Source organism: Nocardia sp. NPDC056611, assembly GCF_042792755.1.
GTDB lineage: Bacteria > Actinomycetota > Actinomycetes > Mycobacteriales > Mycobacteriaceae > Nocardia.
In genome coordinates this window covers 956199-982083 of record NZ_JBHTVV010000001.1, presented here as the reverse complement: position 1 = coordinate 982083, position 25885 = coordinate 956199, and the positions used below count along the sequence as shown (strand labels likewise).

25 protein-coding genes and 1 riboswitch are annotated in these 25885 nt (G+C 69.2%); of the genes, 9 read left to right on the top strand and 16 right to left on the bottom strand.

Annotation, left to right across the window (positions count from 1 at the left end):
* Window positions 1-76 precede the first annotated feature (76 nt).
* The 7 genes from ACFRAQ_RS04480 to ACFRAQ_RS04450 form a co-directional block, all read right to left on the bottom strand.
* Window positions 77-1369: an acetyl-CoA C-acyltransferase gene (locus ACFRAQ_RS04480; RefSeq protein WP_379094069.1), complete on the bottom strand. Its 1293-nt coding sequence runs from the start codon at window positions 1367-1369 to the stop codon at window positions 77-79.
* 112 nt (window positions 1370-1481) lie between these two features.
* On the bottom strand, window positions 1482-2147 hold the full coding sequence (hpf, locus tag ACFRAQ_RS04475) for a ribosome hibernation-promoting factor, HPF/YfiA family (protein ID WP_357087356.1): 666 nt from the start codon (window positions 2145-2147) through the stop codon (window positions 1482-1484).
* Between the two features lie 233 nt (window positions 2148-2380).
* Entirely contained in the window at window positions 2381-3025 is a 645-nt protein-coding gene (locus ACFRAQ_RS04470) for a ComF family protein (protein WP_379094066.1), read from the bottom strand.
* Between the two features lie 15 nt (window positions 3026-3040).
* The gene (lpqB, locus tag ACFRAQ_RS04465; RefSeq protein ID WP_379094063.1) at window positions 3041-4840 is read right to left on the bottom strand and encodes an MtrAB system accessory lipoprotein LpqB; all 1800 of its coding nucleotides are present in this window, start codon (window positions 4838-4840) and stop codon (window positions 3041-3043) included.
* Window positions 4837-6864 carry an MtrAB system histidine kinase MtrB gene (mtrB, locus tag ACFRAQ_RS04460; RefSeq protein ID WP_379095812.1) on the bottom strand — a complete coding sequence of 676 codons (2028 nt, stop codon included), beginning with the start codon at window positions 6862-6864 and terminating at the stop codon, window positions 4837-4839. Before mtrB ends, lpqB begins: the two co-directional genes overlap by 4 nt.
* A gap of 44 nt (window positions 6865-6908) precedes the next feature.
* Complete coding sequence (mtrA, locus tag ACFRAQ_RS04455; RefSeq protein WP_033090495.1) at window positions 6909-7586, bottom strand: MtrAB system response regulator MtrA; 678 nt, start codon at window positions 7584-7586, stop codon at window positions 6909-6911.
* A 78-nt stretch (window positions 7587-7664) separates the two neighbouring features.
* The gene (locus ACFRAQ_RS04450) at window positions 7665-8312 is read right to left on the bottom strand and encodes a dTMP kinase (protein WP_379094059.1); all 648 of its coding nucleotides are present in this window, start codon (window positions 8310-8312) and stop codon (window positions 7665-7667) included.
* Between the two features lie 164 nt (window positions 8313-8476).
* Between ACFRAQ_RS04450 and ACFRAQ_RS04445 the strand changes: the two genes are divergently transcribed.
* From ACFRAQ_RS04445 to ACFRAQ_RS04435, 3 genes are all read left to right on the top strand, one after another.
* Entirely contained in the window at window positions 8477-8752 is a 276-nt protein-coding gene (locus ACFRAQ_RS04445) for a hypothetical protein (RefSeq protein ID WP_379094056.1), read from the top strand.
* Window positions 8753-8907: 155 nt separating this feature from the next.
* Window positions 8908-9258 (top strand): hypothetical protein, encoded by a 351-nt coding sequence (locus ACFRAQ_RS04440; protein WP_379094053.1) that lies wholly within the window; start codon window positions 8908-8910, stop codon window positions 9256-9258.
* Window positions 9259-9306: 48 nt separating this feature from the next.
* Entirely contained in the window at window positions 9307-9447 is a 141-nt protein-coding gene (locus tag ACFRAQ_RS04435) for a hypothetical protein (RefSeq protein WP_379094050.1), read from the top strand.
* Window positions 9448-9527: 80 nt separating this feature from the next.
* On the opposite strand, the gene ahcY is transcribed toward ACFRAQ_RS04435, so the two are convergent.
* From ahcY to ACFRAQ_RS04415, 4 genes are all read right to left on the bottom strand, one after another.
* The gene (ahcY, locus tag ACFRAQ_RS04430) at window positions 9528-11003 is read right to left on the bottom strand and encodes an adenosylhomocysteinase (RefSeq protein WP_379094047.1); all 1476 of its coding nucleotides are present in this window, start codon (window positions 11001-11003) and stop codon (window positions 9528-9530) included.
* 33 nt (window positions 11004-11036) lie between these two features.
* Complete coding sequence (locus ACFRAQ_RS04425) at window positions 11037-12194, bottom strand: alkane 1-monooxygenase (RefSeq protein WP_379094044.1); 1158 nt, start codon at window positions 12192-12194, stop codon at window positions 11037-11039.
* A 211-nt stretch (window positions 12195-12405) separates the two neighbouring features.
* Window positions 12406-13119, bottom strand: a complete 714-nt coding sequence (locus ACFRAQ_RS04420; RefSeq protein ID WP_379094041.1) for a response regulator — start codon at window positions 13117-13119, stop codon at window positions 12406-12408.
* A complete protein-coding gene (locus ACFRAQ_RS04415) occupies window positions 13116-14666 on the bottom strand; it encodes an ATP-binding protein (protein WP_379094038.1) in 1551 nt (516 codons plus the stop codon). Before ACFRAQ_RS04415 ends, ACFRAQ_RS04420 begins: the two co-directional genes overlap by 4 nt.
* A 77-nt stretch (window positions 14667-14743) precedes the next feature.
* Between ACFRAQ_RS04415 and ACFRAQ_RS04410 the strand changes: the two genes are divergently transcribed.
* Complete coding sequence (locus ACFRAQ_RS04410; protein ID WP_379094035.1) at window positions 14744-16087, top strand: cation:dicarboxylate symporter family transporter; 1344 nt, start codon at window positions 14744-14746, stop codon at window positions 16085-16087.
* 126 nt (window positions 16088-16213) lie between these two features.
* Here the strand turns inward: ACFRAQ_RS04410 and ACFRAQ_RS04405 are convergent, their stop codons facing one another.
* The 4 genes from ACFRAQ_RS04405 to cofD form a co-directional block, all read right to left on the bottom strand.
* The gene (locus tag ACFRAQ_RS04405; protein WP_379094032.1) at window positions 16214-16660 is read right to left on the bottom strand and encodes a 6,7-dimethyl-8-ribityllumazine synthase; all 447 of its coding nucleotides are present in this window, start codon (window positions 16658-16660) and stop codon (window positions 16214-16216) included.
* A 75-nt stretch (window positions 16661-16735) separates the two neighbouring features.
* Window positions 16736-16899: riboswitch (FMN riboswitch) on the bottom strand.
* 51 nt (window positions 16900-16950) lie between these two features.
* Window positions 16951-17469 carry an NUDIX domain-containing protein gene (locus ACFRAQ_RS04400; RefSeq protein WP_357283541.1) on the bottom strand — a complete coding sequence of 173 codons (519 nt, stop codon included), beginning with the start codon at window positions 17467-17469 and terminating at the stop codon, window positions 16951-16953.
* Window positions 17466-18830, bottom strand: a complete 1365-nt coding sequence (locus ACFRAQ_RS04395) for a coenzyme F420-0:L-glutamate ligase (RefSeq protein WP_379094028.1) — start codon at window positions 18828-18830, stop codon at window positions 17466-17468. The genes ACFRAQ_RS04400 and ACFRAQ_RS04395 overlap by 4 nt, the downstream gene beginning before the upstream one ends.
* A complete protein-coding gene (gene cofD, locus ACFRAQ_RS04390) occupies window positions 18827-19786 on the bottom strand; it encodes a 2-phospho-L-lactate transferase (protein ID WP_379095809.1) in 960 nt (319 codons plus the stop codon). The genes ACFRAQ_RS04395 and cofD overlap by 4 nt, the downstream gene beginning before the upstream one ends.
* A 595-nt stretch (window positions 19787-20381) precedes the next feature.
* Between cofD and ACFRAQ_RS04385 the strand changes: the two genes are divergently transcribed.
* Window positions 20382-20642 carry a WhiB family transcriptional regulator gene (locus ACFRAQ_RS04385; RefSeq protein ID WP_213560898.1) on the top strand — a complete coding sequence of 87 codons (261 nt, stop codon included), beginning with the start codon at window positions 20382-20384 and terminating at the stop codon, window positions 20640-20642.
* A gap of 194 nt (window positions 20643-20836) precedes the next feature.
* Here the strand turns inward: ACFRAQ_RS04385 and ACFRAQ_RS04380 are convergent, their stop codons facing one another.
* Entirely contained in the window at window positions 20837-21316 is a 480-nt protein-coding gene (locus ACFRAQ_RS04380; RefSeq protein WP_357087107.1) for a metallopeptidase family protein, read from the bottom strand.
* Window positions 21317-21521: 205 nt separating this feature from the next.
* Here ACFRAQ_RS04380 and ACFRAQ_RS04375 point away from each other — a divergent pair, with 205 nt between their 5' ends.
* The 4 genes from ACFRAQ_RS04375 (at window position 21522) to manA (ending at window position 25885) form a co-directional block, all read left to right on the top strand.
* On the top strand, window positions 21522-21911 hold the full coding sequence (locus tag ACFRAQ_RS04375; protein ID WP_379095806.1) for a DUF3499 domain-containing protein: 390 nt from the start codon (window positions 21522-21524) through the stop codon (window positions 21909-21911).
* Window positions 21912-22030: 119 nt separating this feature from the next.
* Window positions 22031-23407 (top strand): phosphomannomutase/phosphoglucomutase, encoded by a 1377-nt coding sequence (locus tag ACFRAQ_RS04370; RefSeq protein WP_379094025.1) that lies wholly within the window; start codon window positions 22031-22033, stop codon window positions 23405-23407.
* 73 nt (window positions 23408-23480) lie between these two features.
* Window positions 23481-24662, top strand: a complete 1182-nt coding sequence (locus tag ACFRAQ_RS04365; RefSeq protein WP_379094022.1) for a tobH protein — start codon at window positions 23481-23483, stop codon at window positions 24660-24662.
* Window positions 24662-25885 (top strand): mannose-6-phosphate isomerase, class I, encoded by a 1224-nt coding sequence (manA, locus tag ACFRAQ_RS04360; protein WP_379094019.1) that lies wholly within the window; start codon window positions 24662-24664, stop codon window positions 25883-25885. The genes ACFRAQ_RS04365 and manA overlap by 1 nt, the downstream gene beginning before the upstream one ends.

Genomic DNA, 25885 nt, shown 5'->3' with positions numbered 1-25885 from the left:
CGCAGCGGATCGGGGTCTCACCTGCACGAAGACGCATGTGCGTCGGCCACCCGACAGGTGACACGAAGCGTGTCGGCTAGACGGCTTCCAGCACCGCCGAGGCTCCGATGCCGCCCGCCGCGCAGATGCCGAGCAGCGCGGTGGACTTCCCGGTCAACGCGAGTTCGTTGGCCATGGTGGTGACCATGCGCGCGCCGGTCGCGCCGAACGGATGGCCCAGGGAGACCGAGCCGCCGTGGACATTGAGCGTGGCCGGGTCGATCTCGCCGACGGCGGTGTCGCGGTCGAGGCGGGTCTTGGCCCATTCGTCGCTGGCCAGGGCGGAGACCACGGAGAGCGTCTGGGCCGCGAACGCCTCGTGGATGTCGACGAAATCGATATCGCCCAGCGACATTCCGGCCTGGTCGAGGGCGCGCGGCATCGAGATGGCGGGGCCGATGAGGACCTGATCGCGCGGGTCGACGCTGACGAAGCTCCAGGAGCGGAAGGCGGCCAGCGGCGTGAAGCCGAGGGCGCGGGCCTTCTCCTCGCTCATCAGCAGGACCGCGGATGCGCCATCGGTGAGGGGGCTGGAGTTGCCCGCGGTGACGGTGCCGTTCTCGGCGAAAACCGGTGCCAGCTTGGCGAGTTTGGCCAGGCTGGTGTCGCGGCGGACAAGGCCGTCGCGGGTGACGGCGGTGCCGTCGGGGGTGCGGACCGAGAGCACCTCGCGGTCGAAGCGGCCGGATTCGATGGCGGCCGCGGCGCGGTGGTGCGAGGTGGCCGCGAAGTAATCCTGCGCGCCGCGCGAGACGCCGTGGATGCGGGCCATCTTCTCGGCGGATTCGCCCATGACCTCGCCGGTGGTGCGCTCGGCGATCTGCGGGCGGCGTGGCATGAGGTCGTAGAACGGGGCCAATTGCGTTGCGGCGGTGAGGTAGTCCCTGGGCTTGGGCTTACCCAGCGCCAGCGGCGCGGCGGCGTGCACCAGCTTCTGCGGCAACTTGACCTCGGCATTGCTGGTGGAGTCGCTGCCGCCGGCGATCATGATGTCGTGTTCGCCGCGCTCGATGGCCGCGGCCGCGGACACCACGGCCTGCAGGCCCGACGCGCAGGCGCGGGTCACCGTGTAGCCCTCGCAGCCGGGGTCGAGTTCGAGGTCGAGCGCGATCTCGCGGGCGATGTTCGGCGCGGCGCTGGGCAGCACCACACCGCCCCACACGATGCCCTGGACGTCGCCCTTGGGCAGTCCGGTTCGTTCCAGCAGCCCGCGCACGGCGATGCCCGCGAGGTCGATGGAGTCCATGCGTGTGAAATCGGTGAATGCCCGCACGAACGGGGTCCGCGCCCCGGCGACGATGACAGCACGGCGAGCGCCCTTGGTAGCCATGGCACAGTTTTAACTGATACGCGCCGTAACAGCAAGACTTGCCCCGGACAACAGGCGACCGGGGCCTGTCCCGTGACCCCGGTCGAAAAGTGGATGTCCCTGGTTACCGCGACTACGCGAGCCTGATGAGCCCGTAGTCGAAGGCGTGACGGCGGTAGACGACCGACGGTCGGTCGGTCTCCTTGTCCTGGAACAGGAAGAAATCGTGGCCGACGAGCTCCATCTGGTAGAGCGCGTCATCGACCGTCATGGGTATCGCGGGGTGCTGCTTGGTGCGCACGACATGGCCGGGACCGGCGGATTCGCCTTCCATCGCAGCCGAATGGTCGTGGGCCTCGGATCCGTTGTCGGAGAACAGCGATTCGTCGACCAGACCCGCGGTCGCCTCCGCGACCGAGATCGGCGTCTTGTCCCCGTGATGCACGCGGCGGCGATCCTTGAGCCGGCGCAATCGGCTCTCGAGCTTCTCGACCGCGCCCTCGAGGGCGGCGTAGAAGCTGTCCGCGCAGGCCTCGGACCGCACGATCGGACCCTTGCCCCGGGCGGTGATCTCGATTCGCTGGCAGTTCTTGCGTTGACGACGGTTACGTTCGTGGGTGAGCTCCACGTCGAAGAGGTAAATGGTGGGGTCGAAGCGCTCGAGCCGAGACAGCTTGTCCGCCACATGAATTCGGAAATGGTCGGGCACTCCGCCCTCCCCCAGGGTCCTACCCTTGACCACGACGTCCGCCGTGGTGGCCCGACTGGCTGATTCGTCGATGAGCTCGTCATCGAGCAGCACCGAAGTGCTTGTGTTCTTCGCTGAGAGTCGTGAAGAAGTCGTCACGCGTACCTCCCGGATCTGGCCGCACAAGCCGCTCGTGCGGCGGGATTGAAACGTGTGCCGACCGATGGAACTCGCATCGGCACATATGTCCGAGGCGCCACCTCCAAACTTGCGGTTCGGGTGTCTGATCGCCAACCTAGTGCGCCAGCGACCTGTCCGCCAGTGTTCACGCAAATTTCGAAGAATCAAGCAGCGCAGGTAACCAGCACGGCACACACGGCGATCCGCGCGGCGGTGAGCGCGCGGACCGATTCGGTCACCGTGACACCGGTGGTCAACACGTCGTCGATGACCACTACCTCGGCATTTGCCGGAAACAGCGCGCTCGGGGGCCGGGTGGTAGCTACCATGATCCGCCCGTGCAGATTGTGCTGGCGATCGCGGTGCCCGAGGCCGACCGAATCCCGCACACCGGGACCCATGCGCAACACGCGTACCAGGCGGCAACCCGGTAGCCAACCCGCCGCGACGCTCGCGGCACGCACCACCGGATCCCCGCCGCGCCGCCGGGCCGCGGCCGCGCGACTGGGCGCGGGCACCAGTGCCAAGGGCCGGGAGGCGTCCCGCAAATGATCCAGGCCCCTGGCCAATCCGGTTCCCAGCGGCCGCGCCAGCTCCCGCCGGCCCTGCTCCTTGACGCCCAGCACCGCCCGTCGCGCCGGACCCGCGTAGGCGGCCAGCGCCCAGCACGGCACCCCGGGATCGGCGCGCGGCCGGATCCGGATGGGCGGGCCGGACAGCGCGGCGGCGCAGTCCGCGCACCACCAGATTCCGGCTCGCCCGCACCCGCCGCAGGCGCGCGGCAGGATCAGATCCAGCAGTTCCCCCATGCCCCCAGTGTGCGCCTAGCCGGGCAGCACCGGAACCGCGTTGGCCCCCAGACCCGGAACTTCGCGCCAGTAGTCCTCGCGCCCTTCGGGATTGCGGGTCAGTTCCAGCACCGCGCGCGAGTCGGCCACGTACTCCTGATCCGGGGAGGCGCTCACCACCCGCACCGGCGGGGTGAGGTTCTGGGAGGACTGGGCCCGGTACTCCGAACCGTCCACCAGCACCCCGGCCACCGGGTCGACGGTGCCGTCGCGGGCCACGATGACCCGCTCGTCGGTGAGCCAGTCGATGGACACCGCGGGCGTGGACAGTCCGATGGCCAGCGGCAGCGGCGAGGACAGCGCGAACTTCCCGTTCGGCTGCGGGACCACCACCGCCACGTACACCTTGCCGTTGGCGATGATCGCCGCCCGCGCCCCGGACGGGGAGATGCGCAGTTCGGTGATGGGGGTGCGCGGCGAGGTCGAGTTGATCGCGGCCGCCATCAGGTCGGCGATGTCGACGTCCTGCACCGACACATTGCCGGTGCCGCGGTCGTGCACGGCCCGGATCACCCGGTCCCCGTCCACCACCGACCAGGCCGAACCGCCGTCGGCGGGCCAGGTGGGCCGGGTGAAGGTGCCGCCGGTGGCGACCGGAAAGCCCTGCCCGTCATAGGTTCCGATGATTAGGGTGCGCTCGGGTTCGGGGTCCGGACGGCCGGAGCGGGCCACCGCGGCGACCAGCGTCCCGTCCGGCGAGAGCCCCACCGACTGCAGCGCGTGGGTGCTGCCGAAGAAGCCGGGGGCGGGCGTGATGCCGCTGCCGTTGACCGCCACCAGCGAACCGTCACGGACCGCGTGCAGACCGGTCCGGTTGCGGGCGATCACATCCGGACTGCGGGCCTCCACATCGGCGCGCTGCCAGCCCGCCGCGTACTTCTCGACGAGCGGTTTGCCGTCGGCGTTGATCAGGTACGGGCCCAGCACGTCGGCCCCGGACAGGGTGAGGACCACCTGGGCGGCGAGCAGGTCCCGGTTGGCCGGGTCGAGCGCGGCCGCGCCGGAGAAGTCGACGGCCATCCCGCCGCCCCCGACCCCGACGCTGTCGGGATCGCCATTGGCCTTGGTGACCGGGCCGCGCTGCGAGACGGGCGCGCCCATCGGGTTGCGCACGGCCGGAGCCAGCGCCGACTGCGGCCCCTCGCTGAGCATGCTGAGCAACCGCTGCGCCACCTGGTCCTTGCGGGCGGAGATCCAGCGCAGGTCCGGCACCATCCCGGCCCCGGCCGGATTCGGGAAGAACAACGAATACCGGTGGTAGAACTTGGCGAACGCGGCCTGCTCGACGATGACACCCGAGGGCACGTCCTTGATCCGCCACTCGCCGCCGATCTTCTCCAGATCGATCTTGGTCTCCAGCGTGCCGTCGGCGGCCCGGTAGGAGCCGTCCGCGGCCAGCTCGCCGATCTTGCGCGCCCGGATCACATAGGTGGCCGAATCACCCGTGCGGGACTCGCGCAAGGTGTTCGGCTGGGAGTCCACGATGGTGATCCCGGCCCCGTCGTCCCACTGCACATTCGCCGCGGGCGAGAGGAATTGGCGCGCCAGCTGATGCCGGTTCGCCGGGTCCGCGGTGGCCTGCAGGTAGTCCAGCAGCAGCTGTTCGGGCTCGCGCCCGGCCACCGGCGGGTTGAGCGCGGTACTGGTGGGCTGGTGGTCCAAGCTGCCCAGCGCCTGCGGCGCCGACGAATCCGGCAGGCTCGCACAGGAGCTCACCGCGATCAGGCAGCCGAGGGCCGCCAGGACCCGGAACAGGGCCCTCGCCGGCCGCCTCATGATTGGCCGTCACCCGGCTCGGCGGAAGCGTCACGCCCGGAACCGGTTCCCTCGGCGGGGCCGGGAGGTGTTCCGGTGGTGCCGTTGTCGGGGGGCTCGGGCTCGAAGCCCTCGCGGGCGGCCAGGTCGGCGGCATCGGCCAGGTCGGCCGCGGTCACGTCGCCGTGGTCGGCAGTCGCGTCGTCGATGCCGGTGGCGGCCGGGAATTCCGGGGCGATGGCGTCGAATCCCGGTTCGTCGTCGCCGGTTTCCGCGGCTGCCGCGGCGGCGGATTCCACCGCGGCCGCGTCGAGGCCGTCGGTGCCCGGTTCGATTGCGGTGGGCACGGATTCGAGCGCGGCCAGGCCGAGCAGGCCCGCCGGGACCGAATCAGGGCCCGCGGCGGCTTCGCCGGAGGCCGTGTCCGAACCCGCCGGGGTGTCGGGGCCCGCGATATCCAGGGCCAGTTGTTCGGGTGAGACCGCGCCGCGAATCTTGGGCGGCTCCAACGAGAGTGGGCTCGTGCCCAGTTTGCGGCCGCGGACCAGCGGCAGGGTGAGCCGGAAGCTCGCGCCCACGCCGATCTCGCCCCACGCCTCGAGCTTGCCCTCGTGCAGGTTGGCGTCCTCGACGCTGATGGACAGGCCCAGGCCGGTGCCGCCGGAGCGGCGCATACGGGAGGGGTCCGAGCGCCAGAAGCGGTTGAACACCAGCTTCTCCTCGCCCGGGCGCAGGCCCACGCCCTGGTCGCGCACCACGATGGCGACGGCATTGGCGTCCACGTCGCCGCGCATGCGCATGAGGACCGGTTTGCCCTCGCTGTGGTCGATGGCATTGGCGAGCAGGTTGCGCAGCACCCGTTCGACGCGGCGTGGATCCACCTCGGCGACAAGGGGTTCCTCGGGCATGTCGACCACGAGTTCCACGCCGGATTCGCGGGCCAGGTGCCGCACCGTGGAGACCGCGGCCCGCGCGCACATGCGCACGTCCAGCGATTCCACTTGCAGCTCGGCCACACCCGCGTCGTGGCGGCTGATCTCGAGCAGGTCGTTGAGCAGGCCCTCGAAGCGGTCGAGTTCGTTGACCAGCAGTTCGGCGGAGCGCGCCAGCGCCGGGTCCAGGTCGTCGCTGGATCCGTGGATGAGGTCGGCCGCCATGCGCACCGTGGTCAACGGCGTGCGCAGCTCGTGGCTGACGTCGGAGGTGAAGCGGCGCTGCAGATTTCCGAACTCCTCGAGTTGGGTGATCTGGTTGGACAGACTCTCGGCCATCTCGTTGAACGACATGGCCAGCCTGGCCATGTCGTCCTCACCGCGCACCAGCATGCGCTCCTTGAGGCGCCCGTCCGCGAATCGGCTCGCGATGCGGGCCGCGGATCGGATGGGCAGCACCACCTGCCGGGTCACCAGCGCCGTGATGGCGGCCAGCAGGACCAGCAGCACGATGCCGCCGATGAGCATGGTGCCGCGCATGAGCGACAGGCTGCGTTGCTCATTGGTGAGCGGGAAGATCAGATAGATCTCCAGCGAGTCGATATCGGCCGACGGACTGCCGATGATCAGCGCCGAGCCCTTGTACCCGTCCGGGCTGGAGACCGTGGAGAACTGGTAGGAGACCTGCCGCTGCTTGACGAATTGCCGCAGCTCGGTGGGGATCTCCTGGATCGAGCCGGAGGTGAGCTCCTGTCCGCTGTCTCCCGTCATCGCCAGGGCGGCCTCGTAACTGCCTGCGGCGCCGCCGGTCTGGGTCCCGCCGGCGCTGGAGAACAGCGCGCGGCGGGCATCGTCGAGTCGACTCTGCTGGGTGCCCGAGTCGTGCACACCGGTCAGTTGATTCTGAACGGTGTTGCGGGCGCGACCCATTTCCTCGACGGCCGCGTTGATCTTCGCGTCCAACAGCCGGTCGGTGATCTGACTCGTGAGCACGACGCCCAGAATCGTGATGACGATCAGCGACAGGGTGAGGGTGGACACGACGACTCGCAACTGCAGCGAACGCCGCCACACATGGCCCAGTTGCTCGCCCAGATTGCGGAACCAGGCCATCACTACCGCCAGCCACCGCTGCACGCGGTTTCTGGAGCCATCGATCACGGCGGTCCGGCCTTGTAGCCCACACCTCGAACGGTCAACACGATCTCAGGGTTCTCCGGGTCCTTCTCCACCTTGGCGCGCAACCGCTGCACGTGCACGTTGACCAGGCGGGTGTCGGCGGCGTGCCGGTATCCCCAGACCTGTTCCAGCAGCACCTCGCGGGTGAACACCTGGCGCGGCTTGCGGGCCAGCGCCACCAGCAGATCGAACTCCAGGGGAGTCAGCGAGATCTGCGCGCCGCCGCGAGTCACCTTGTGCGCGGGCACATCGATGACGATATCGGCGATCGACAGCAGTTCCTGCGGCTCCTCCTCGGTGCGACGCAAGCGCGCCCGCACCCGGGCCACGAGTTCCTTCGGCTTGAACGGCTTGACGATGTAGTCGTCGGCGCCGCTTTCCAAACCCAGGACGACGTCGACCGTGTCGGTCTTCGCCGTCAGCATCACGATGGGCACACCCGAGTCGGCTCGCAACACCCGGCATACGTCGATGCCGTTCATGCCGGGCAGCATGAGGTCCAGCAACACGAGGTCCGGGCGCAACTCCCGGACCGCGGTCAGCGCCTGCGTGCCGTCTCCGACGACGTGGGGGTCGAAACCCTCACCGCGCAAGACGATCGTGAGCATCTCCGCGAGAGCCATATCGTCGTCGACGACCAGAATCTTCGGCTTCATAACGTCTAGTTTGTCACCTCTCCGGCTCTGATTCGGCCGCCACGCCAACACTCGTGACCTGTCGGCGGACATCCAACCCTATCCAGCAACAATTTCCGCGAGGCGCGCGGCGAGTGTTGCCGGATCGTCTCCGGTTCGATGCACCCACCACGGTCCACGCCAGCTGATTTCGGCCAGCTCACGGTAGACCCTACCGGTGCGACGCTGCAGTCCACCGTCTTTCTCGTACGCGTCCAACGCGCGCGCGGCGTCGGCCTCGCCGCGCAGGCGGGCGCGCTCCTCGGCCACGTCGACCGGAACATCCAGGAGAATCTGGATATCCGGGGCGGGCAGTCCGAATCGTTCGAACTCCAATGTGGCGATCCAGTCCACGATTTCACCGCGCGCGTCCTGGTCGAGGCGCGCGGCGGAGTAGGCGGCATTGGAGGCGACGTAGCGGTCCAGTAGCACGATGTCGTTGTCCGCGAGCAGTTTCGAGAGCTGGTCGCGCGCGTCGGCGCGGTCGAGGGCGAACAGCAGCGCCATGGCGTTCACGGACTGGGCGGTATCCCCATGGCCGCCGCGCAGCGCCTCGGCCGCCAGGTCGGCATGCACCGAGACCCCGTACCGCGGGAACGCCAGTGTCGCGACGCGCAGCCCGCGGGCGCGCAGGTCCGCGACGACGGCCTCGGTGAGCGTGCGCTTGCCCGCGCCGTCGAGCCCTTCCACCGGAACCAGTGCACCCATGCGGCGAGACTACCCAACCTCCGCCGCCACGTAACGGCAGGTTCCGGTTTGTCCGGCGAGCCCGATCCGCGATCACCGGAACAATATGAGCGAATCCGAAACACTCACGATTCAACCCTTGTAGGTTCTAGCCACCACTCCCCCTGCAAGGAGCGCACCCCCTGATGAAGACACGCCTCACCCTGGCCGCCGTCGCCATCTCCACCGCCGCCCTCTCCCTGGGCGGCACCGCGAACGCGGCCCCTCTCACCCTCGACCCCGCCACCCCGGATTCGGCCGCCCAGGTCGCCGACTCCGGCTCGGCATCCTCCCTCTCCTCCTCCGGCGGCTCGAGCAACTTCCTCGGCACCGGTTCCAGCGTGAGCCAGCTCCTCAACGCCGGTTTCTGCAGCATCACCGGCGGCACCTGGGTACCCGTCTTCGACGTCTGCCTTCGCTGACACCACCCCGACTCCGTGCCGCCGCCCCCGAAAAGGACGGCGGCACAGTCATTTCCGCACCCCCCATCGAGGCCGTGCCCCCAGAATTCCCGGCACAGTTCTAAAACGCCTTCCTTTTAAACTGTGCCAACGCTTTACCACCGAGGAGTTTCCCGATGAAATCCGCTCTGACCCACCGCGTCTCGACCGCCGTCGCCGCGACCTTGGCCACCGCCGCCCTGGCCACCGGCACCGCCACCGCCGACCCGCTCGCGCCCGAGCCGGCGCCGATCTCGGAGTACGGCCTCGGGGCGGATTTGACGGCCCTGTTCATGGCGCTGAGCATGTCGCCGGGCTCCTCCGCGCTCAACGCGGGTTCGACCGAACTCGCCTCGGGATCCGGCTTGACCAGAGGGTACATGCAGTTCCTCTGCCAACTGCAGTACGGCAAATGGGATTCGGCCACCGCCACCTGCAAGTACCCGGTGTTCAACCCGAGCAGCGCGGTCCTCGACCCGGCGGCATAGGCCACACCCGTCCTGGCTCCGATCGCCGCCCCGCTCACCGCGGAGCCCGTGGCCACGACCACCGGCTCGAGCGGCGGTTCCGCGGACCATCTCGACAAGGGGTTCCTGTGCCGGATCACCGGCCAGGGCCTGTACTGGCACGCGGACTCCGGATGCACCGACGTCTACATCCCGCCGTGGGTGAGCTAGTCCGCCCGGCGACGAGATTCGGCCGGTCCCCCAGTGCGGGGTGACCGGCCGAATTGTCAGCTGTTACGAGCGGTTTCCGCTCAGTAGCGGTAGTGCTCCGGCTTGTACGGGCCCTCCACGTCCACGCCGATGTACTCGGCCTGGTCCTTGGTGAGCTTGGTCAGGGTGCCGCCCAGGGCCTCGACGTGGATCTTGGCGACCTTCTCGTCGAGGTGCTTGGGGAGGCGGTAGACCTCGTTGTCGTACTCCTCCGGCTTGGTCCACAGTTCGATCTGCGCGATGACCTGGTTGGAGAAGGAGTTCGACATGACGAACGAGGGGTGGCCGGTGGCGTTGCCCAGGTTGAGCAGGCGGCCCTCGGACAGCACGATGATCGAGCGGCCGGTCTCGGGGAACGTCCACAGGTCGACCTGCGGCTTGATGTTCAACCGCTGCGCGCCGGAACGCTCCAGGGCGGCCATGTCGATCTCGTTGTCGAAGTGGCCGATATTGCCCAGGATGGCCTGGCCCTTCATCGCCTTCATGTGATCGAGGGTGATGATGTCCTTGTTGCCGGTCGAGGTGATCACGATATCGGCGTCGGCGATGGCCTGCTCGACGGTGACCACGTCGAAGCCGTCCATCAGCGCCTGCAGCGCGTTGATCGGGTCGATCTCGGTGACCTGGACGCGCGCGCCCTGGCCGGCCATCGACTCCGCGCAGCCCTTGCCGACGTCGCCGTAACCGCAGATCAGCACCTTCTTGCCGCCGATGAGCACATCGGTGCCGCGGTTGATGCCGTCGATCAGCGAGTGGCGGGTGCCGTACTTGTTGTCGAACTTGGACTTGGTGACCGAGTCGTTGACGTTGATGGCCGGGAACACCAGCTCGCCCGCGGCGGCGAACTGGTACAGCCGCAGCACGCCGGTGGTGGTCTCCTCGGTGACGCCCTTGACCGACTCGGCGATCGCGCCCCACTTGCCGCCGTCCGCCTCGAGGCTCGCGCGCAGCAGGTTCAGGAAGACCTTGTACTCCTCGGAGTGGGTCTCGTCCTCGGGCGGCACGACGCCGGCCTTCTCGAACTGGGCGCCGCGCAGCACCAGCATGGTGGCGTCACCACCGTCGTCGAGGATCATGTTGGCCGGCTCGCCCGGCCAGGTCAGCATCTGCTCGGCGGCCCACCAGTACTCCTCCAGGCTCTCGCCCTTCCAGGCGAAGACCGGGGTGCCCTTGGGCTCGTCGACGGTGCCGTGCGGGCCCACCACGACCGCGGCGGCCGCGTGGTCCTGGGTGGAGAAGATGTTGCACGACGCCCACCGGACCTGCGCGCCCAGCGCGACCAGGGTCTCGATCAGCACGGCGGTCTGCACGGTCATGTGCAGGGAGCCGGAGATGCGCGCGCCCTTCAGCGGCTGCACGTCGTGGTACTCGCGACGCAGCGCCATCAGGCCCGGCATCTCGTGCTCGGCAAGGCGAATCTCCTTGCGGCCGAACTCGGCCAGTGACAGATCCGCCACCTTGTAGTCGATCCCGTTGCGAACATCAGGGGTCATCGTGCTGGACACTGAGGTCGTCATCTGCCTCTCCTGGTCGGCTGCTTCTCCCAAACCCTACGCGGCCGCCGGTACGTCGTACGCGGCGAGGATGCGCTCGCGCTTGCGGGGTTGGATATTGGCCCGGCTGACGTCCCCCGAGTAGTGCGCGAGCAGGCGCGGGTCCATCACGATGCGCCACACCGGCGGGAACAGGGCCAGCAAGATCATGGTGGCATAGCCCGCGGGCAGCTGCGGGGCTTCCTCGGAACTGCGCAGCGTCTGGTAGCGGCGGCCGGGATTGGCGTGATGGTCGCTGTGCCGCTGCAGGTGGAACATGAAGATATTGGTGACCAGGCGGTCGCTGTTCCAGCTGTCGCTCGGGGCGCAGCGGGCCCAGTTACCGTTCGGGCGACGACGGCGCAGCAGCCCGTAATGCTCGACGTAGTTGACGGTTTCGAGCAGGCCCGCGCCGATCACTGCCTGCAACAGCAGGTACGGCAGGATGGCCGGGCCGTAGATCGCCATCAGGCCGCCGAACAGGACGACGGTCATGCTCCACGCCTGCAGGATGTGGTTGTGGACACTGAACCAGCGGTGCCCCTTGCGCGCCAGCCGCTCGTTTTCGAGCTTGATTGCCGAACGGAAGCCGCCGATCACGCTGCGGGGCAGGAACTCCCACAGCGATTCGCCCATGCGGGCGCTGGCGGGGTCCTCGGGGGTGGCGACGCGGGCGTGGTGGCCCTTGTTGTGCTCGACGAAGAAATGCCCGTAGGCCGACTGCGCCAGCGCCATTTTCGACAGCCAGCGCTCGAGGCTCTCGACCCGGTGGCCGAGCTCGTGCGCCGCGTTGATGCCGATACCGCTGACAAGCCCCAGCGTGGTGGCCAGCCCGATCTTGTCGACCGCGGACAGGTCCGTGCCCGCCCACATGCAGGCGGCGATGACCAGGCCGATCACCTGGATCGGCAGGAACAGGTAGGTGCACCACCGGTAGAACCGGTCATTGCTGAGTAGTTCGTAATCCTCGTCGCGCGGATTGGTGCCGTCCTCCCCGACGACCCAGTCCAGCACCGGAATCACGATCAGGATGATGATCGGTCCGATCCACCAGAACACCGTCAGCTTGGTATGCAACACCAGCTGGGAGGGCAGCAACGCCGACATGGGGGCGATGAGCCCCAGCACCCACAGGTGGCGTTTGGGATCCGGCGAACCCAACCGTTTGCCGAACATTCGCACGTTTTCTCCGCTACTCAACTTCGTCAGAACTTCGCAGCTACATATCTTGAAACCTAGTGGCTGTTACAGCACGTGTGCGGACCGAAAGGTGGCCACCGTTACATCATGAGCAGTCGGTTCCGGCGCAACCGCCCCTGTGGTTCCCGTCACTTACCCATACGCGCAAATCAGCGGCGAACCGCGCTCGGTGTGCAATCCCCCGCACTCAGCGCAACCACACGTAGCGAACCTGCGGCCGTCCCGTCCGACCGTAGTCGGTTCGCCGTTCCACCACGCCGTCTTCGGCCATACGTTCCAGGTATCGCCACGCGGTCACCCGCGAAACCCCCACCGCGCGGCCCGCTTCGCCCGCGGACAGGCCCTCGGGCGCACCCCGCACCGCGCGCGACACCTCGTCCATCGTCTGCGGCGCAATGCCTTTCGGGGACGTGGGCCGCTGTTCGGGTGTGCGCAGCACGCCGAAGGCGCGGTCGATGTCGTGCTGGGACACCGCGGTCTCGCCGGCGGGCAGGGCGGCGCGGTACTCGCGGTAGCGTTCCAGCTTCTCCCGGAAGGCGGCGAAGGTGAAGGGCTTCAACAGATACAGCACCACGCCGTGCGCGACGGCGGCGCGCACCATGGCCAGATCCCGGGCGGAGGTGACGGCGATGACATCGGGGCGTGGGCGCAGCACCGCGAGCGCGGCGGCCACCGCGAGCCCGCTCATGTCCGGCAAACCGATGTCCATCAGCACCAGATCGATCGGGACGCCGGAAGATTGTGACCTTTTCGCGATCGAGAGGGCCTCGCGCCCGGTGTGCGCCACCGCCACCACGTCGAAACCGTCCACCCTATCCAGGTAAGAGCGGTGTGCCGCAGCGATTTTCGGCTCGTCCTCGACGATCAGCACCCGGACCGGCGCCTCCCGGTCGGTTCTCATCGCGGAAACCTCACGATCACAGCGGATTCCGGCTCGCGCCGGGCCCGCAACTCACCGGCGTGCCGGGCCACCAGCCGCCGCACCAGCGCCAGCCCGAGCCCGTGGTGGTCGGTCTTGGTGGAGTAGCCGCGCTCGGTGGCGCGGGTGAACAGTTCCTCGGACATGCCGGGCCCGCTGTCGGCGACCCGGATGTACAGCTCGGTGTCGTCGCGGCGCACCGTCACCTCCAGCCAGGCGTCCTCGTCATGGCCCACCTCGTCGAGGGCGTTGTCGATGAGATTGCCCAGCAACGTGACCATCTCGTGCGGGGTGAGCGGCTCGGTGGTGTCGAGCAGGGTGTCGCCGGTGACGGTCAGTTCGACGCCGTATTCGGCGGCCTGCTCCACCTTGCCCAGCAGCAGCGCCACCACCGCGGGTTCGGCGACCGCCCCGGTGAGCCGGTCGATGAGGGCCTGGGACAGTTCGAGTTCCGCGGTCGCGAAGCTCACCGCCTCCCGATTCCGCCCCAGCTCGACCATGGTGACCACGGTGTGCAGCCGGTTGGCGGCCTCGTGCGCCTGGGCGCGCAGCGATTCGGCGAAACCGCGCACCGAATCCAATTCGCCGAGCACATCCCGCAATTCGGTGTGGTCGCGCAGCGTGACCACGGTGCCGATGCGGCGTCCGGCGTGCTCGACCACGTCCTGATTCACCACCAGTACCCGCTCGGGGGTCACGTGCATCTCGTCACGCACCACGCCGGCCCCCAAGCGCTGCAATGACACCGGCAGGTCCGCGCGGGTGATCGGCCCGTCGGGCAGGCCGAGCAGCAGGCGCGCCTGATCGTTGACCACCTCGGCGTCGGCGTCGGACCTGCCGAACACCAGCAGCCCCTCGTGGATGGAGTGCAGCACCGCGTCGTGGTGCTCGTACATCATCCGCAGTTCGGCGGTACCGAGCCCGTGGGTCTGCCGTAACAGCCTGCGCCGCAGCAACAGTGAGCTGATCGTGGCCAGCGCCAGCCCGCCCGCGGCCACCGCCAGGATGAGCGGCAGCTGAGCGCGCACCTGCTCGCCGATGTGGGTGCGGGTAACACCCGCCGACACCAGCGCGACGATGCGGCCGTCGGCGTCGCGGACCGGGGTGACCGCGCGGATGGACGGGCCGAGGGTGCCGGTGAACGTCTCGGTGAAGGTCTCCCCCGCGAGCGCCCGATCGATATTGCCGCTGAACGGTTTTCCGATCCGGTCGGTCTCGGTGTGGGTGTAGCGGGTGCGGTCGGGGGCCATCACCACGATGAAGTCCATGCCGGTGGCCTTGCGGATGGCCTCGGTCACCGGTTGCAGCGCGGCGGTCGGGTCCGGGCCGCGCACCCCGGCCAGCGTGGAGGGCGACTGCGCGACGGCGACCGCGGTGTCGCGCACCTCGGCGCGGGTGGCGTCGTCCTGCACCCGGCGGGTCTGCAGGAAGGTCAGCAGCGCGGCGGCGGCGATCACCGCCGCGAGCACCAGCACCTGGACGACGAACACCTGCCCGGCCAGGGTGCGGCGGGGTCTTCGGCCCTTCACGATTCCTCCGCGAACGTCATGAACATAATTTACGAAACAGTGACCGGCGTCACTCGGTGGAACATGATTCTCACGTTATGAGCGACAGTGCAACACCACCGGCCCGAGACCGTACCCACTGGCTGTACCTGGCCGTCATCGTGGCCGTCATCGCCGGCGTCGTGGTCGGCAAGCTGGCGCCGGGCTTCGGCAAGAGCGTCGGTGAGCTGGGCACCATCTTCGTGAACCTGATCAAGATGATGATCACGCCGGTCATCTTCTGCACCATCGTGCTGGGCATCGGCTCGGTGCGGGCGGCCGCCAAGGTCGGCCGGGTGGGCGGTCTGGCCATCGGCTACTTCCTGATCATGTCCACGGTGGCGCTGGGCATCGGGCTGCTGGTCGGCAATCTGCTGCATCCCGGGTCGGGCCTGAACGTGGCCGCGCACGCGAAGGAGGTCACCAAGTACGCCACCGACGCCAAGGCGGCGGGCGGCACCTGGCAGTTCTTCGAGGACATCGTGCCGACGACGCTGCTGTCGTCGCTGACCTCGGGGAAGGTATTGCAGGCGCTGTTCGTGGCGCTGCTGGCGGGATTCGCCATCCAGGCCATGGGCGCGGCGGGTGAACCGATCCTGCGCGGGGTGGCCTCGATCCAGAAGCTGGTCTTCCGGATTCTGACCATGATCCTGTGGCTGGCCCCGATCGGCGCGTTCGGCGCGATGGCGAATGTGGTGGCGCGCACCGGATTGGACGCGGTGAAGCAGCTGGCGCTGCTGATGGTGGCCTTCTACCTGACCTGCGTCCTGTTCATCTTCGGCGTGCTCGGCCTGCTGCTGCGCCTGGTGGCGGGGACCTCGATCTTCAAACTGGTCCGCTATCTGGCGCGCGAGTATCTGCTGATCTTCGCGACCTCGTCCTCGGAGTCGGCGCTGCCGCGGCTGATCGCCAAGATGGAGCATGTCGGGGTGGATCGCACCACGGTGGGCGTGGTCGTGCCGACGGGGTATTCGTTCAACCTGGACGGCACCGCCATCTACCTGACCATGGCGACGCTGTTCGTGGCCGATGCCATGGGCAAGCCGCTGGCCTGGCACGAGCAGCTCGGGCTGCTGCTGTTCATGATCGTGGCGTCCAAGGGTGCGGCGGGTGTCACCGGTGCGGGCCTGGCCACCCTGGCGGGCGGACTGCAGAGCCATCGCCCGGAACTGCTGGACGGGGTCGGCCTGATCGTGGGCATCGACCGGTTCATGTCGGAAGCCCGTGCGCTGACCAACTTCTCGGGCAATGCCGTCGCCACCCTGCTGGTCGGCACCTGGACCGACACCATCGACCCGGCCCGCGTCCGCGCGGTGCTGGACCGCGAGATCCCGTTCGACGAGCGGGCCATGGTCGACGACGATCATCCCGGCCCGCACGACAAGGACCTGGTTCCGGCCTGACCCCAACCCCTGGGCCGAAACCGGACCGCCGGCGCGTTCCCCCTGCTGCGCGTCGTCGGAACCGCGCACCCTGTCCGCGCGACGAGCCGCCTCCGGCTCGCGCGGACAGGGTGCGCGAACGCTTGCTCAGGCGGGGATCGCGCCCAGCGCCAGGGTGGCGGCGATGGCGTTGGCCAGCTCCGCGCCCTTCTTCACGAAGTGCCGGGCGAAGTACTCCAGATGTTCGGCGTGCTCGTGGAAGTGGTGCGGGGTGAGCACGGCCGAGAACACCGGCACATCGGTGTCGAGCTGCACCCGCATGAGGGCGTCGACCACGGTCGGCGCGACGAAGTCGTGGCGGTAGATGCCGCCGTCCACCACCAGCGCGACCCCGGCGACCGCGGCGTACGCGCCGCTGGTGGCCAAACGCTTGGCCTGCAACGGGATCTCGAACGCGCCGGGCACCTCGATCACGTCGATCTCGGTGTAGCCGCGCTCGAGCAGCTCCGCGCGGCAGGATTCGACGGCCTTGTCGACGATGTCGCTGTGCCAGCGGGCGGCGACGAGGGCGATGCGATTCGGCATGGGTGACATGGGGATTCCTCCTGTTCGCTGTCACCCAGGGCATAGACGCGAACAGGGCCGGCCGCGCGAGCGGACGAGCCGGTGCCGCGTTCTCTTCCATCCGGACTGTGACCGTCGGCTCCGGGATCACACCGGAATCTGCTGGACCCACACCCGGAAGGTGTGGCGCTCGCGGGCTCGTGCGTCCCGGATCGGTCCGGCTCGCCATTTCCGCCGGTGGGGAATTCCGCCCCGCCCTGAGAACGTGTACGACCGGACAGTAACACGGGGGTTCCGCCATCCGGAACCCCCGTGTCCGGTCAGCGCAACAGCACGTCGGCGTCGGCGGGCAGGGCGTCGACCGGCCACCAGCGCAGGTCGGTGGATTCCGAACTGCGCACCGGGACAGCGCCTTCCGGGGCCTTGATCTTGAACAGCAGGTCCAGGTGCCGGGTGGGGACGCCGAGGGAGCAGGTGATGGGGTGGGCCTGCGCGCCGTAGAGGCCGGGCTCGAGGGTCAGGCCCTCGATGCCGGATTCCTCGGTCGCCTCCCGGAAGGCGGCCGCGGCGACCGAATCGTCGGATTCCTCACAGTGGCCGCCGAGCTGGATCCACCGGCCCACGCGGGGGTGCAGGGTGAGCAGCACCTCTCGCTCGTCATGGGAGAGCACGATGGCCGAGGCGGTGATGTGCCCGGCCGCGTGCTCGCGCAGGCAGCCGCGCGGCGCGGAACCGAGGAAGGCCAGCATGGCCTCGCGCAGCGACTGCTCGGGACCCGTTGCCGGGGACCAGGTCTCGAGCAGTTCGGTGGCGGACTTGTGCAGTGACTCCGCGCTCACAGTTCGACCAGACCGATGCCGGGCTCGCCGACCTCGCGCGGGGCGAGCTCGTCGAGGGGGTAACCGACGGCGATGGCGCCGAGCGGGCTCCAGTCCGCGGGCAGACCCAGCACCTCCCGGGTGACGTCGGGCGCGAAGATGGTGGAACCGATCCAGCAGCTGCCCACCCCGCGCACGGCCAGCGACACCAGCAGACCCTGCACGGCCGCGCCGACCGCCACGGTGAACATGGTCTTCTCCGCGGCCCGGCGGATCTCGTCCGGATAGTCGTGCGCGCCGTCGGGCACGCAGAACGGGATGATCACCTCGGGGGCGTCGAACAGGATGCGGCCCCGCGCGACTCGCTTCTCCACACTCTCCGGCGAGCGGCCGTCACCGGTCAGGTCGGTCCGCCACTTCTCGGCCATGGCCTCGAGCAGCTGGTCGCGCAGACCGCGCTTGCGCACCCACACGAACCGCACCGGGCGGGTGTGGTGCGGGGCGGGCGCGGTGAGACCGGCGGCGACGGCGGCCCGGATGATCCCGGGTTCGACCGGGGTGTCGGCGAACTGTCGCACCGAGCGGCGCAGCAACAGCGCCTGTTTGCGGCCCAGGTCCACCGATTCCTCGGTGCCGAGCCAGAACAGGTCCTCCTCGCCGCGGCGCAGCAGGTCCCCGGCGGTGGAGCCGTCGTCGGTGTAGTCGAGCCCGCGCACCACCGCGACCGGGACGCCGCCCAGCTTGCCCTTCACCAGGTCCGCGGCGGCGGCCAGTTCGTCGGCGATCGCGACCAGGGTGACGTGCAGTTCGTTGCCCTGCCCGTCGACCGCGCCGTTGTAGTCGTGCAGCACCCGCAGCCCGGCCGAGCCGATGGCGGCGTCGATCTGGCCGTTGCGCCAGGCCCGGCCCATGGTGTCGGTGATGACCACGGCCACCTGCACGCCGAGCCGTTCGGCCAGGCCCGCGCGCAGGGCCTTGGCGCTGGCGTCGGGATCCTCGGGCAGCAGCACGAGTTCGTCCTGCTCCACATTGGAGCCGTCGATGCCGGCGGCGGCCTGCACGATGCCGAGTTTGTTCTCGGTGATGAGGGTGCGGTTCTTGCGGGCGAGCACCCGCACCGACTCCTCGAGCACCAGCCGGCGGCGGGCGGCGTCGCGCTCCTCGGGGTCGGTGGGCACGGTGACCACGCGGCCCTCGGCCTTGGCGACGATCTTGCTGGTGACCACCAGCACGTCGCCGTCCCGCAGCCAAGGCGCCTGTGCCGCAATGGCTTCGGCGACGTCGTCGCCGGGCCGGAATTCGGGCAGGCCCGGAATCGGCAGGATGCGCAGTTCGCCGCCGGACGCGTGGTCGCCCGGGGTCTGGATGGAATCCGTTGTCACGGTGTGACTCCCGCGATGTCGAGGGCTTCGCGAACCATCTCGGCGGTGGTGGCCGGGTCGGTCATGAGCAGGGGGACGCTGCGGACTTCGACGCCGGGGATGTCGGCGGTGTCGCCGGTGTGGACGAGCCAGCCGTCGAGGATGCCGGTGCCCGAGCGCGCGCCGTAGTAGTTCCCGACCGCCTCCGCGGAGGTCTCCACGCCGATCACCGACAGGCATTCATCGGCCATGCCGCGCAAGGCTTTTCCACCGATCACCGGGGACAGGCCGATCACCTTCGCGCCCGAGGTGCGGATTGCGCCCCGGATGCCGGGAACCGAGAGGATGGCTCCGACGCTCACGACGGGGTTCGACGGAGCGAGCAGGATCACATCGGCGGACTCTATGATTTCTGTCACACCCGGTGCCGGTTTCGCAGCTTCTGCCCCAATAGTCACGAATCCATGGGTCTCTACGTTCGCCCGGTACCGGACCCACCACTCCTGGAAATGGATCGCGCGGCGTTCGCCAGGGTTCTCCGGGTCGCCGATGACGACGTGGGTTTCGCAGCGGTCGTCGGTTGCCGGGAGCAGCGTCACCCCGGGCTGCCACCGATTGCAGAGCGCCTCGGTCACCGCGGAGAGCGGGTAGCCCTGACGCAGCATTTCCGAGCGGATGAGATGGGTGGCGATATCGCGGTCACCGAGGCCGAACCAATCGGGCTGGGCGTGGTATTTCGCCAGCTCCTCCTTGGCGTTCCAGGTCTCGTTCGCGTGTCCCCAGCCGCGTTCCGGATCGATGCCGCCACCCAGGGTGTACATGCAGGTGTCCAGGTCAGGGCAGATGCGCAGCCCGTGCATCCAGACGTCGTCGCCGACATTGACGATGGCCGTGGTGTCGGCTCCGGGCAGCAGCTCGCGCACGCCCATCAGGAACCGGGCGCCGCCGACTCCGCCGACCAGGACCGCGATCCGCAGGCCGGTGCCGGGCGCGGTGTCCGCTTGTTCTCGAGTCACATCCGCACAGCCTATGCGGTGACGGGCCGAAAGCGGCTCGCAGCTCATTTGCTGTGAATTTGCTGTCTGATCTGCGGGAACGCCGCCAGAAGGGGTCACAGATGGTAACGGAATCGCTTCGGCAGCTTGACCATCGCCGCTCCCGGCGTGTCTAATCACAGGCATGTCATTCCGGGTCCGCGTGAGAGTGCAAGGCGCGGACGGGTTTTCGAACAACTGTTCGCACCGGAGTGGCGCAAGCTCGGGGATGGCCGCGGGACTACGCCGCGGTGTTGGGCCGTCGGTGGGATCGGCTCCGACGGATTAATCATTCTGCGCTAACACACAGTGAGGAGGCGGAGCGATGGCCGATGAGCTGGCCCCGTCGGGCATTCCGGGCGGTGTATCGCAAACCGATTCCACGACTGGCGCAGCACCTGACTTCTGCGCCGACGATCGGAACGGATACGAGGGGGGTGAACCGATGACGACGCGGCCGGGGGGCGGACAGTGGGCGCGAGCTGCCTACCAGCCCGAACCACCGCGGCTGAGCCTGATCGTCACCGGTGCCGAGGATATGTACGACACTTTCGCGCGCGGCGGTCGCATGATGACCGAAGCCGAACAATGGCAGGAACGGGCGCTGTGCGCCCAGACCGATCCGGAGGCGTTCTTCCCCGAGAAGGGCGGCTCCACCCGCGAGGCCAAGCGCATCTGCCTGGGCTGCGAGGTCCGCGACGAGTGCCTGGAATACGCCCTCGCCAACGACGAGCGCTTCGGCATCTGGGGCGGCCTCTCCGAGCGTGAGCGCCGCCGCCTCAAGCGCGGCATCATCTGACCCGCCTCTCCACCGACCCGCCTCTCCGCGCCTTCAGCGGACGGCTGAGAGCCGTCGACCGCCGGCAACCCGTGCCGGCGGTTGGGAGCCGATACAACGTCGGACGTGCCCGAAGAGTTACCCCGAACTGACGAAACCAGTTGTTGCGAAACGTAGTTCGGGGGCTTACCACTCGGGTTCGGGATCGGGGCCTACTACTCGGGTTCGGGATCGATGATGTCGGGCTCCACCCCGAGGTAGGTCGCGATCTGCTGCACGAGGACCTCGCGCAGCAGGTCGACCAGGTCGTCCGGGTCACCGGCCCGCAACTCCAAGGGCTTGCGGAACAACACGACGCGCGCGCGGGTGGCCATGCCGTAGCGGTCCACCCCCGCGGGGATCAGACGTGACAGCGGCACGGGCCCGTCGGCCACCACCTCGTCCGGCCAGGTGACCGAATCCGGGTGCAGCGGACGGATTTTCGGCACGTCATCCACCGCGATGTCGAGCTTGGTCAACTGCTCGTGCCAACGGCTCTCCAGAGGCGCGAACGCCTCCAGCACCAGCCGGTCGAACTCCTGGCCGCGGGTGCGCCGGGCCGGAACCGTCGGAGGCAGCATCGGCCCGCGCACACCCCGCCCGCGGCGGATGACCGACCGCGCGGTGGGCGGCCGCCTCTTACGTGAACGGGTCATACCTTGAATCTAGCTCTTTCTGCTGCCTCCGCTCCGCTCCGGCTGGTTCGCGGCGCTGGAGGTCTCGTTCTTCCCATTCGGTCCGGAACGAGACGCGCCGCGAACCCTCCCTGTGGGCCCGATTGACGCTAGTGAGACGGGCTTCATTGAGCGTGTCTGTGTCCAGAGGGCCGCCAGGGGGGTTACCCTGCTTGGCGTGATCCCCATGCGTCGTTGCTGCCGTCCAGGCTGCAAGAACCCGGCCGTCGCGACGCTGACCTATGTGTACTCCGACTCGATGGCGGTCGTGGGTCCCCTGGTCACGGTCGCGGAACCACATTCCTGGGACTTGTGTGAAACACATGCCTCCCGGATCACCGCGCCGAAGGGATGGGAGTTGGTCCGTCACGAGGGCGGGTTTTCCAGCTCCACCCCCGACGACGACGATCTGACCGCCCTGGCCGAAGCCGTCCGCGAAGCCGGATTGCGCCGCCGCACAACGGATCCCGACCCGCGCGGCTACGCCGACTACGCCCCGGCCCCGCAGCGCCCCACCCGCACGGGCCGCACCGGCCGCCGCGGGCACCTACGCGTCCTACCCGACCCGCCCAGCTGATCGAGCGCGACGCCGGGCCATACCCGACGAGTCGCCCTCAGCTCACCGAATCACTTGACCCGACAAGTAGGGGCAGGCGAAGTCTGCCTCGGCAAGGGTCTGCTACTAGGGTGTTCCCCATGACAGTCGCCCGGTCCGCCGAGTCCGTTCAAGCAGTCATCAAGGCATACGACGTTCGCGGCGTGGTCGGCGAGCAGATCGACGCGGACTTCGTCCGCGATGTCGCGGGCTCCTTCGCCCGGCTGATGCGCACCGAGGGCGCGCAGCGCATTGTGATCGGTCACGACATGCGCGACTCCTCCCCCGAACTGGCCGCGGCCTTCGCCGAGGGCGTGCTCGCCCAGGGCCTGGACGTGGTGCACATCGGCCTCGCCTCCACCGACCAGCTGTACTTCGCCTCCGGCCATCTGGACTGCCCGGGCGCCATGTTCACCGCCAGCCACAACCCGGCCAAGTACAACGGCATCAAGCTGTGCCGCGCCAAGGCGCTGCCGGTCGGTCAGGACACCGGCCTGGCCACGATCACCGAGGAAGTCATCGCCGGCGTCCCGGCCTTCGGCGGCCCGCGCGGCGCCGAGTCCCGCGAGGACCTGCTCACCGCCTACGCCGACTTCCTGCACAAGCTGGTGGACCTGAGCGGTTCGCGCCCGCTGCGCATCGCGGTGGACGCGGGCAACGGCATGGGCGGCTACACCGTGCCCGCCGTGCTGGGCACGCTGCCGCAGTTCACCATCGAGCCGCTGTTCTTCGAACTGGACGGCTCCTTCCCCAATCACGAAGCCAACCCGCTGGATCCGAAGAACCTGGTCGACCTGCAGGACTACGTCCGCAAGACCGGCGCGGACCTGGGCCTGGCCTTCGACGGCGACGCCGACCGCTGCTTCGTGGTGGACGAGAAGGGCGACCCGGTCTCCCCGTCCGCGGTCACCGGCCTGGTCGCCGAGCGCGAGCTGACCAAGGAGCCCGGCGCCACCGTCATCCACAACCTGATCACCTCGAAGGCGGTGCCGGAGCTGGTCACCGAGCTGGGCGGCACCCCGGTGCGCACCCGCGTCGGCCACTCCTTCATCAAGCAGCAGATGGCGGCCACCGGCGCGATCTTCGGCGGCGAACACTCCGCGCACTACTACTTCCGCGACTTCTGGGGCGCCGACTCCGGCATGCTGGCCGCGCTGCACGTGCTGGCTGCGCTGGGCGAGAAGGACCGCACGATGTCGGAATTGGCCTCGGCCTACGCGACATACGCGGCCTCCGGCGAGATCAACTCGACGGTCGCCGACGCGCACGAGCGGACCACCGCCGTGGTCGAGGCCTTCGGCGGCCGCGCCACCTCGGTCGATCGACTGGACGGCGTGACCGTGCAGCTGGCCGACGGCGCCTGGTTCAACCTGCGCGCCTCCAATACCGAACCGCTGCTGCGGCTCAACGTCGAGGCGCGATCGCAGGACGATGTAGACGCACTCGTAACCGAGATCCTGAGCATCGTGCGCGCCTGACTGGAATAGTGGAATCACAGAGCTTGGATTCACCAGCGCCTGGTGACCCGATGAGGGGAGGTGGCAACGCCCGATGATCGCTGGGACACCGGTAATCGACCTCGATGACGTCGCCTCGCTGGAGGCGGCCGACGCCGGGGGTGTGCTGCGCTCCGCCGCTTCGGGGGGAGCGCAGGTAAGGGCAACCGCCGCCGCGCTTTCCGAGGATGCGCTCGCCCGGCTGACCGATCTGCGCCCGCGCAGTCTGGTCCTGATCTCCGGGAGTGGACGCGCCGCCCGCGCGGCCGCGCTGCTGATCGCGGCCCTGGGCGACCACACCAGCCTGCCGCTGGTGCCGGCGACCTCGGTCCCGCCGTGGGTCGGGCCGCTGGACGTGGTGCTGGTGGCCGGTGACGACGCGGGTGATCCGCGCCTGTCCGAGGCGGTGGACCGAGCACTCCGACGGGGTGCCGAAGTGGTCGTCGCCGCACCGGACGAGGGCCCCATCCGAGCCGCGGCCGCCGGGCGCGCCACCATTCTCGCGCCGCGAGTGCGGGTGCTCGACCACAATCTGATGCTGCGCTATCTGGCCGCGGGCCTGGCCGTGCTGAGCACCATCGACCCGCATCGGGTCGGACCGCTCGTGCCCGAATTGAACACTCTCGCAGACCTGCTCGACGAGGAGGCGCTGCGCGACGGCCCGCAGCACGAGGCCTTCCACAATCCGGCCAAGACCCTGGCCACCCGCATGATGCAGCGCAAGCGCGTCGTGCTGGCCGGTGATTCCGCCGCGGCCGCCGAGCTCGCCGGACACGGGTCGGAGGTGCTGCTGGCCGCGGCCGGACAGGTCACCGCGGCCGTCTCGCTCTCGGAAGCCATTGCCGCGCACGGCCGCCTGGTGCAGGCCGCAGGCGTGGCCGCGCCCGGCTTCGATCCGCTGTTCCACGACGAGGAGCTCGACGGCCCCGCGCCGGTGGAGCAGGTGCGGATCTTCGTGGTGAGCGCCGACCCGGACGAGGTCGCCGTGCGTCGCCGGCTGGCCGTGTTCGGCTCGGACGCCGGGCTCGTCGACACCGACCTGATCACCGTGGACACGGAGGCGGCCGCCGCCCCGCCGGCCGACGCACCCGGGCAGCCCGTGCCCGCCGCCGCGAGCGGCGAGGTGGAAAAGCTTGCGGTACTCGCACTTCGGCTGGAGATGGCGGCCGCCTATCTCCGACTACTCGGTTCCCGCCCGGCCACCGGACCGGGACGCTACGACGGGGGCAATTACTAGTGCACGAACTCGTTGGTGCGCTGCGTTCCTACGCCTGGGGTTCACGCACCGCGCTCGCACAGCTGTGCGGACGGCCGGTTCCCTCCGCGCATCCGGAAGCCGAACTCTGGTTCGGGGCGCATCCCGCCGATCCGGCCCGCGTACAGATCAACGGTCACAGCGAATCCCTGCTGGAGCTGGTCAGCGCCGACCCGCAACACGAACTCGGGCCGGTGGCAGGCGAATTCGGCGGACGGCTGCCGTTCCTGCTGAAGATCCTGGCCGCCGAGGAGCCGCTCTCGCTGCAGGCGCATCCCAGCGTCGAACAGGCCCGGGCCGGGTTCGCGCGGGAGAACCACGCCGGGGTTTCCATCGACTCGGCCATGCGCAACTACCGCGACGAGAACCACAAGCCGGAACTGGTGGTGGCGCTGGGCCGCTTCGAGGCGCTGGCCGGGTTCCGCGATCCGCGCCAGACCGTGCGGCTGCTCGCCGCCCTCGACGTCCCCGAGCTGAGCCAGTACGCCGATCTGCTTGCCGCCCAGCCCGACTCCGCGGGCCTGCGCACCCTGTTCACCACCTGGATCGCGCTGCCGCAGGCGAGCCTGAGCACGCTGCTGCCCAAGGTGCTCGACGGCTGCGTGCGCTACCTGTCCGAGGCGGGCAGCGGCGGTAAGGAATTCGTCGCCGAGGTGCGCACCGCGCTCGAGCTGGCCGAGGCCTATCCCGGCGATGCCGGGGTGCTGGCGGCGCTGCTGCTCAACCGCATCACCCTGGAGCCCGGCGAGGGCCTGTTCCTCGATGCCGGGAACCTGCACGCGTACCTGCGCGGGGTGGGCGTGGAGATCATGGCCAACTCCGACAATGTGCTGCGCGGTGGGCTCACCCCCAAGCACGTGGACGTGCCCGAGCTGCTGCGGGTGCTCGACTTCGAGCCGCTCGACCTGCCGGTGGTGCGCGCGGAGCAGGTCTCGGACAGCGTCTTCCGCTATCACACGCCCGCGCCGGAGTTCGCGCTCAGCCGCTTCGAGTTGGAGCCGGAGGCCGAGCCGGTGACGGTGGTGGGTTCCGGTCCGGTGATCGCGCTGGTCACCCATGGCCGGGCGCGGCTCTTCCAGGGCAATCACGACCTGATCGTGGAGTGCGGTCGGGCGGCGTGGATCTCGGCGGCGGACGGCGGAATCCGGGCTCAGGCGGTGGACGGTCCCGCGCAGCTGTTCTGCGCCGCGGTGGGCGAGGAGTGA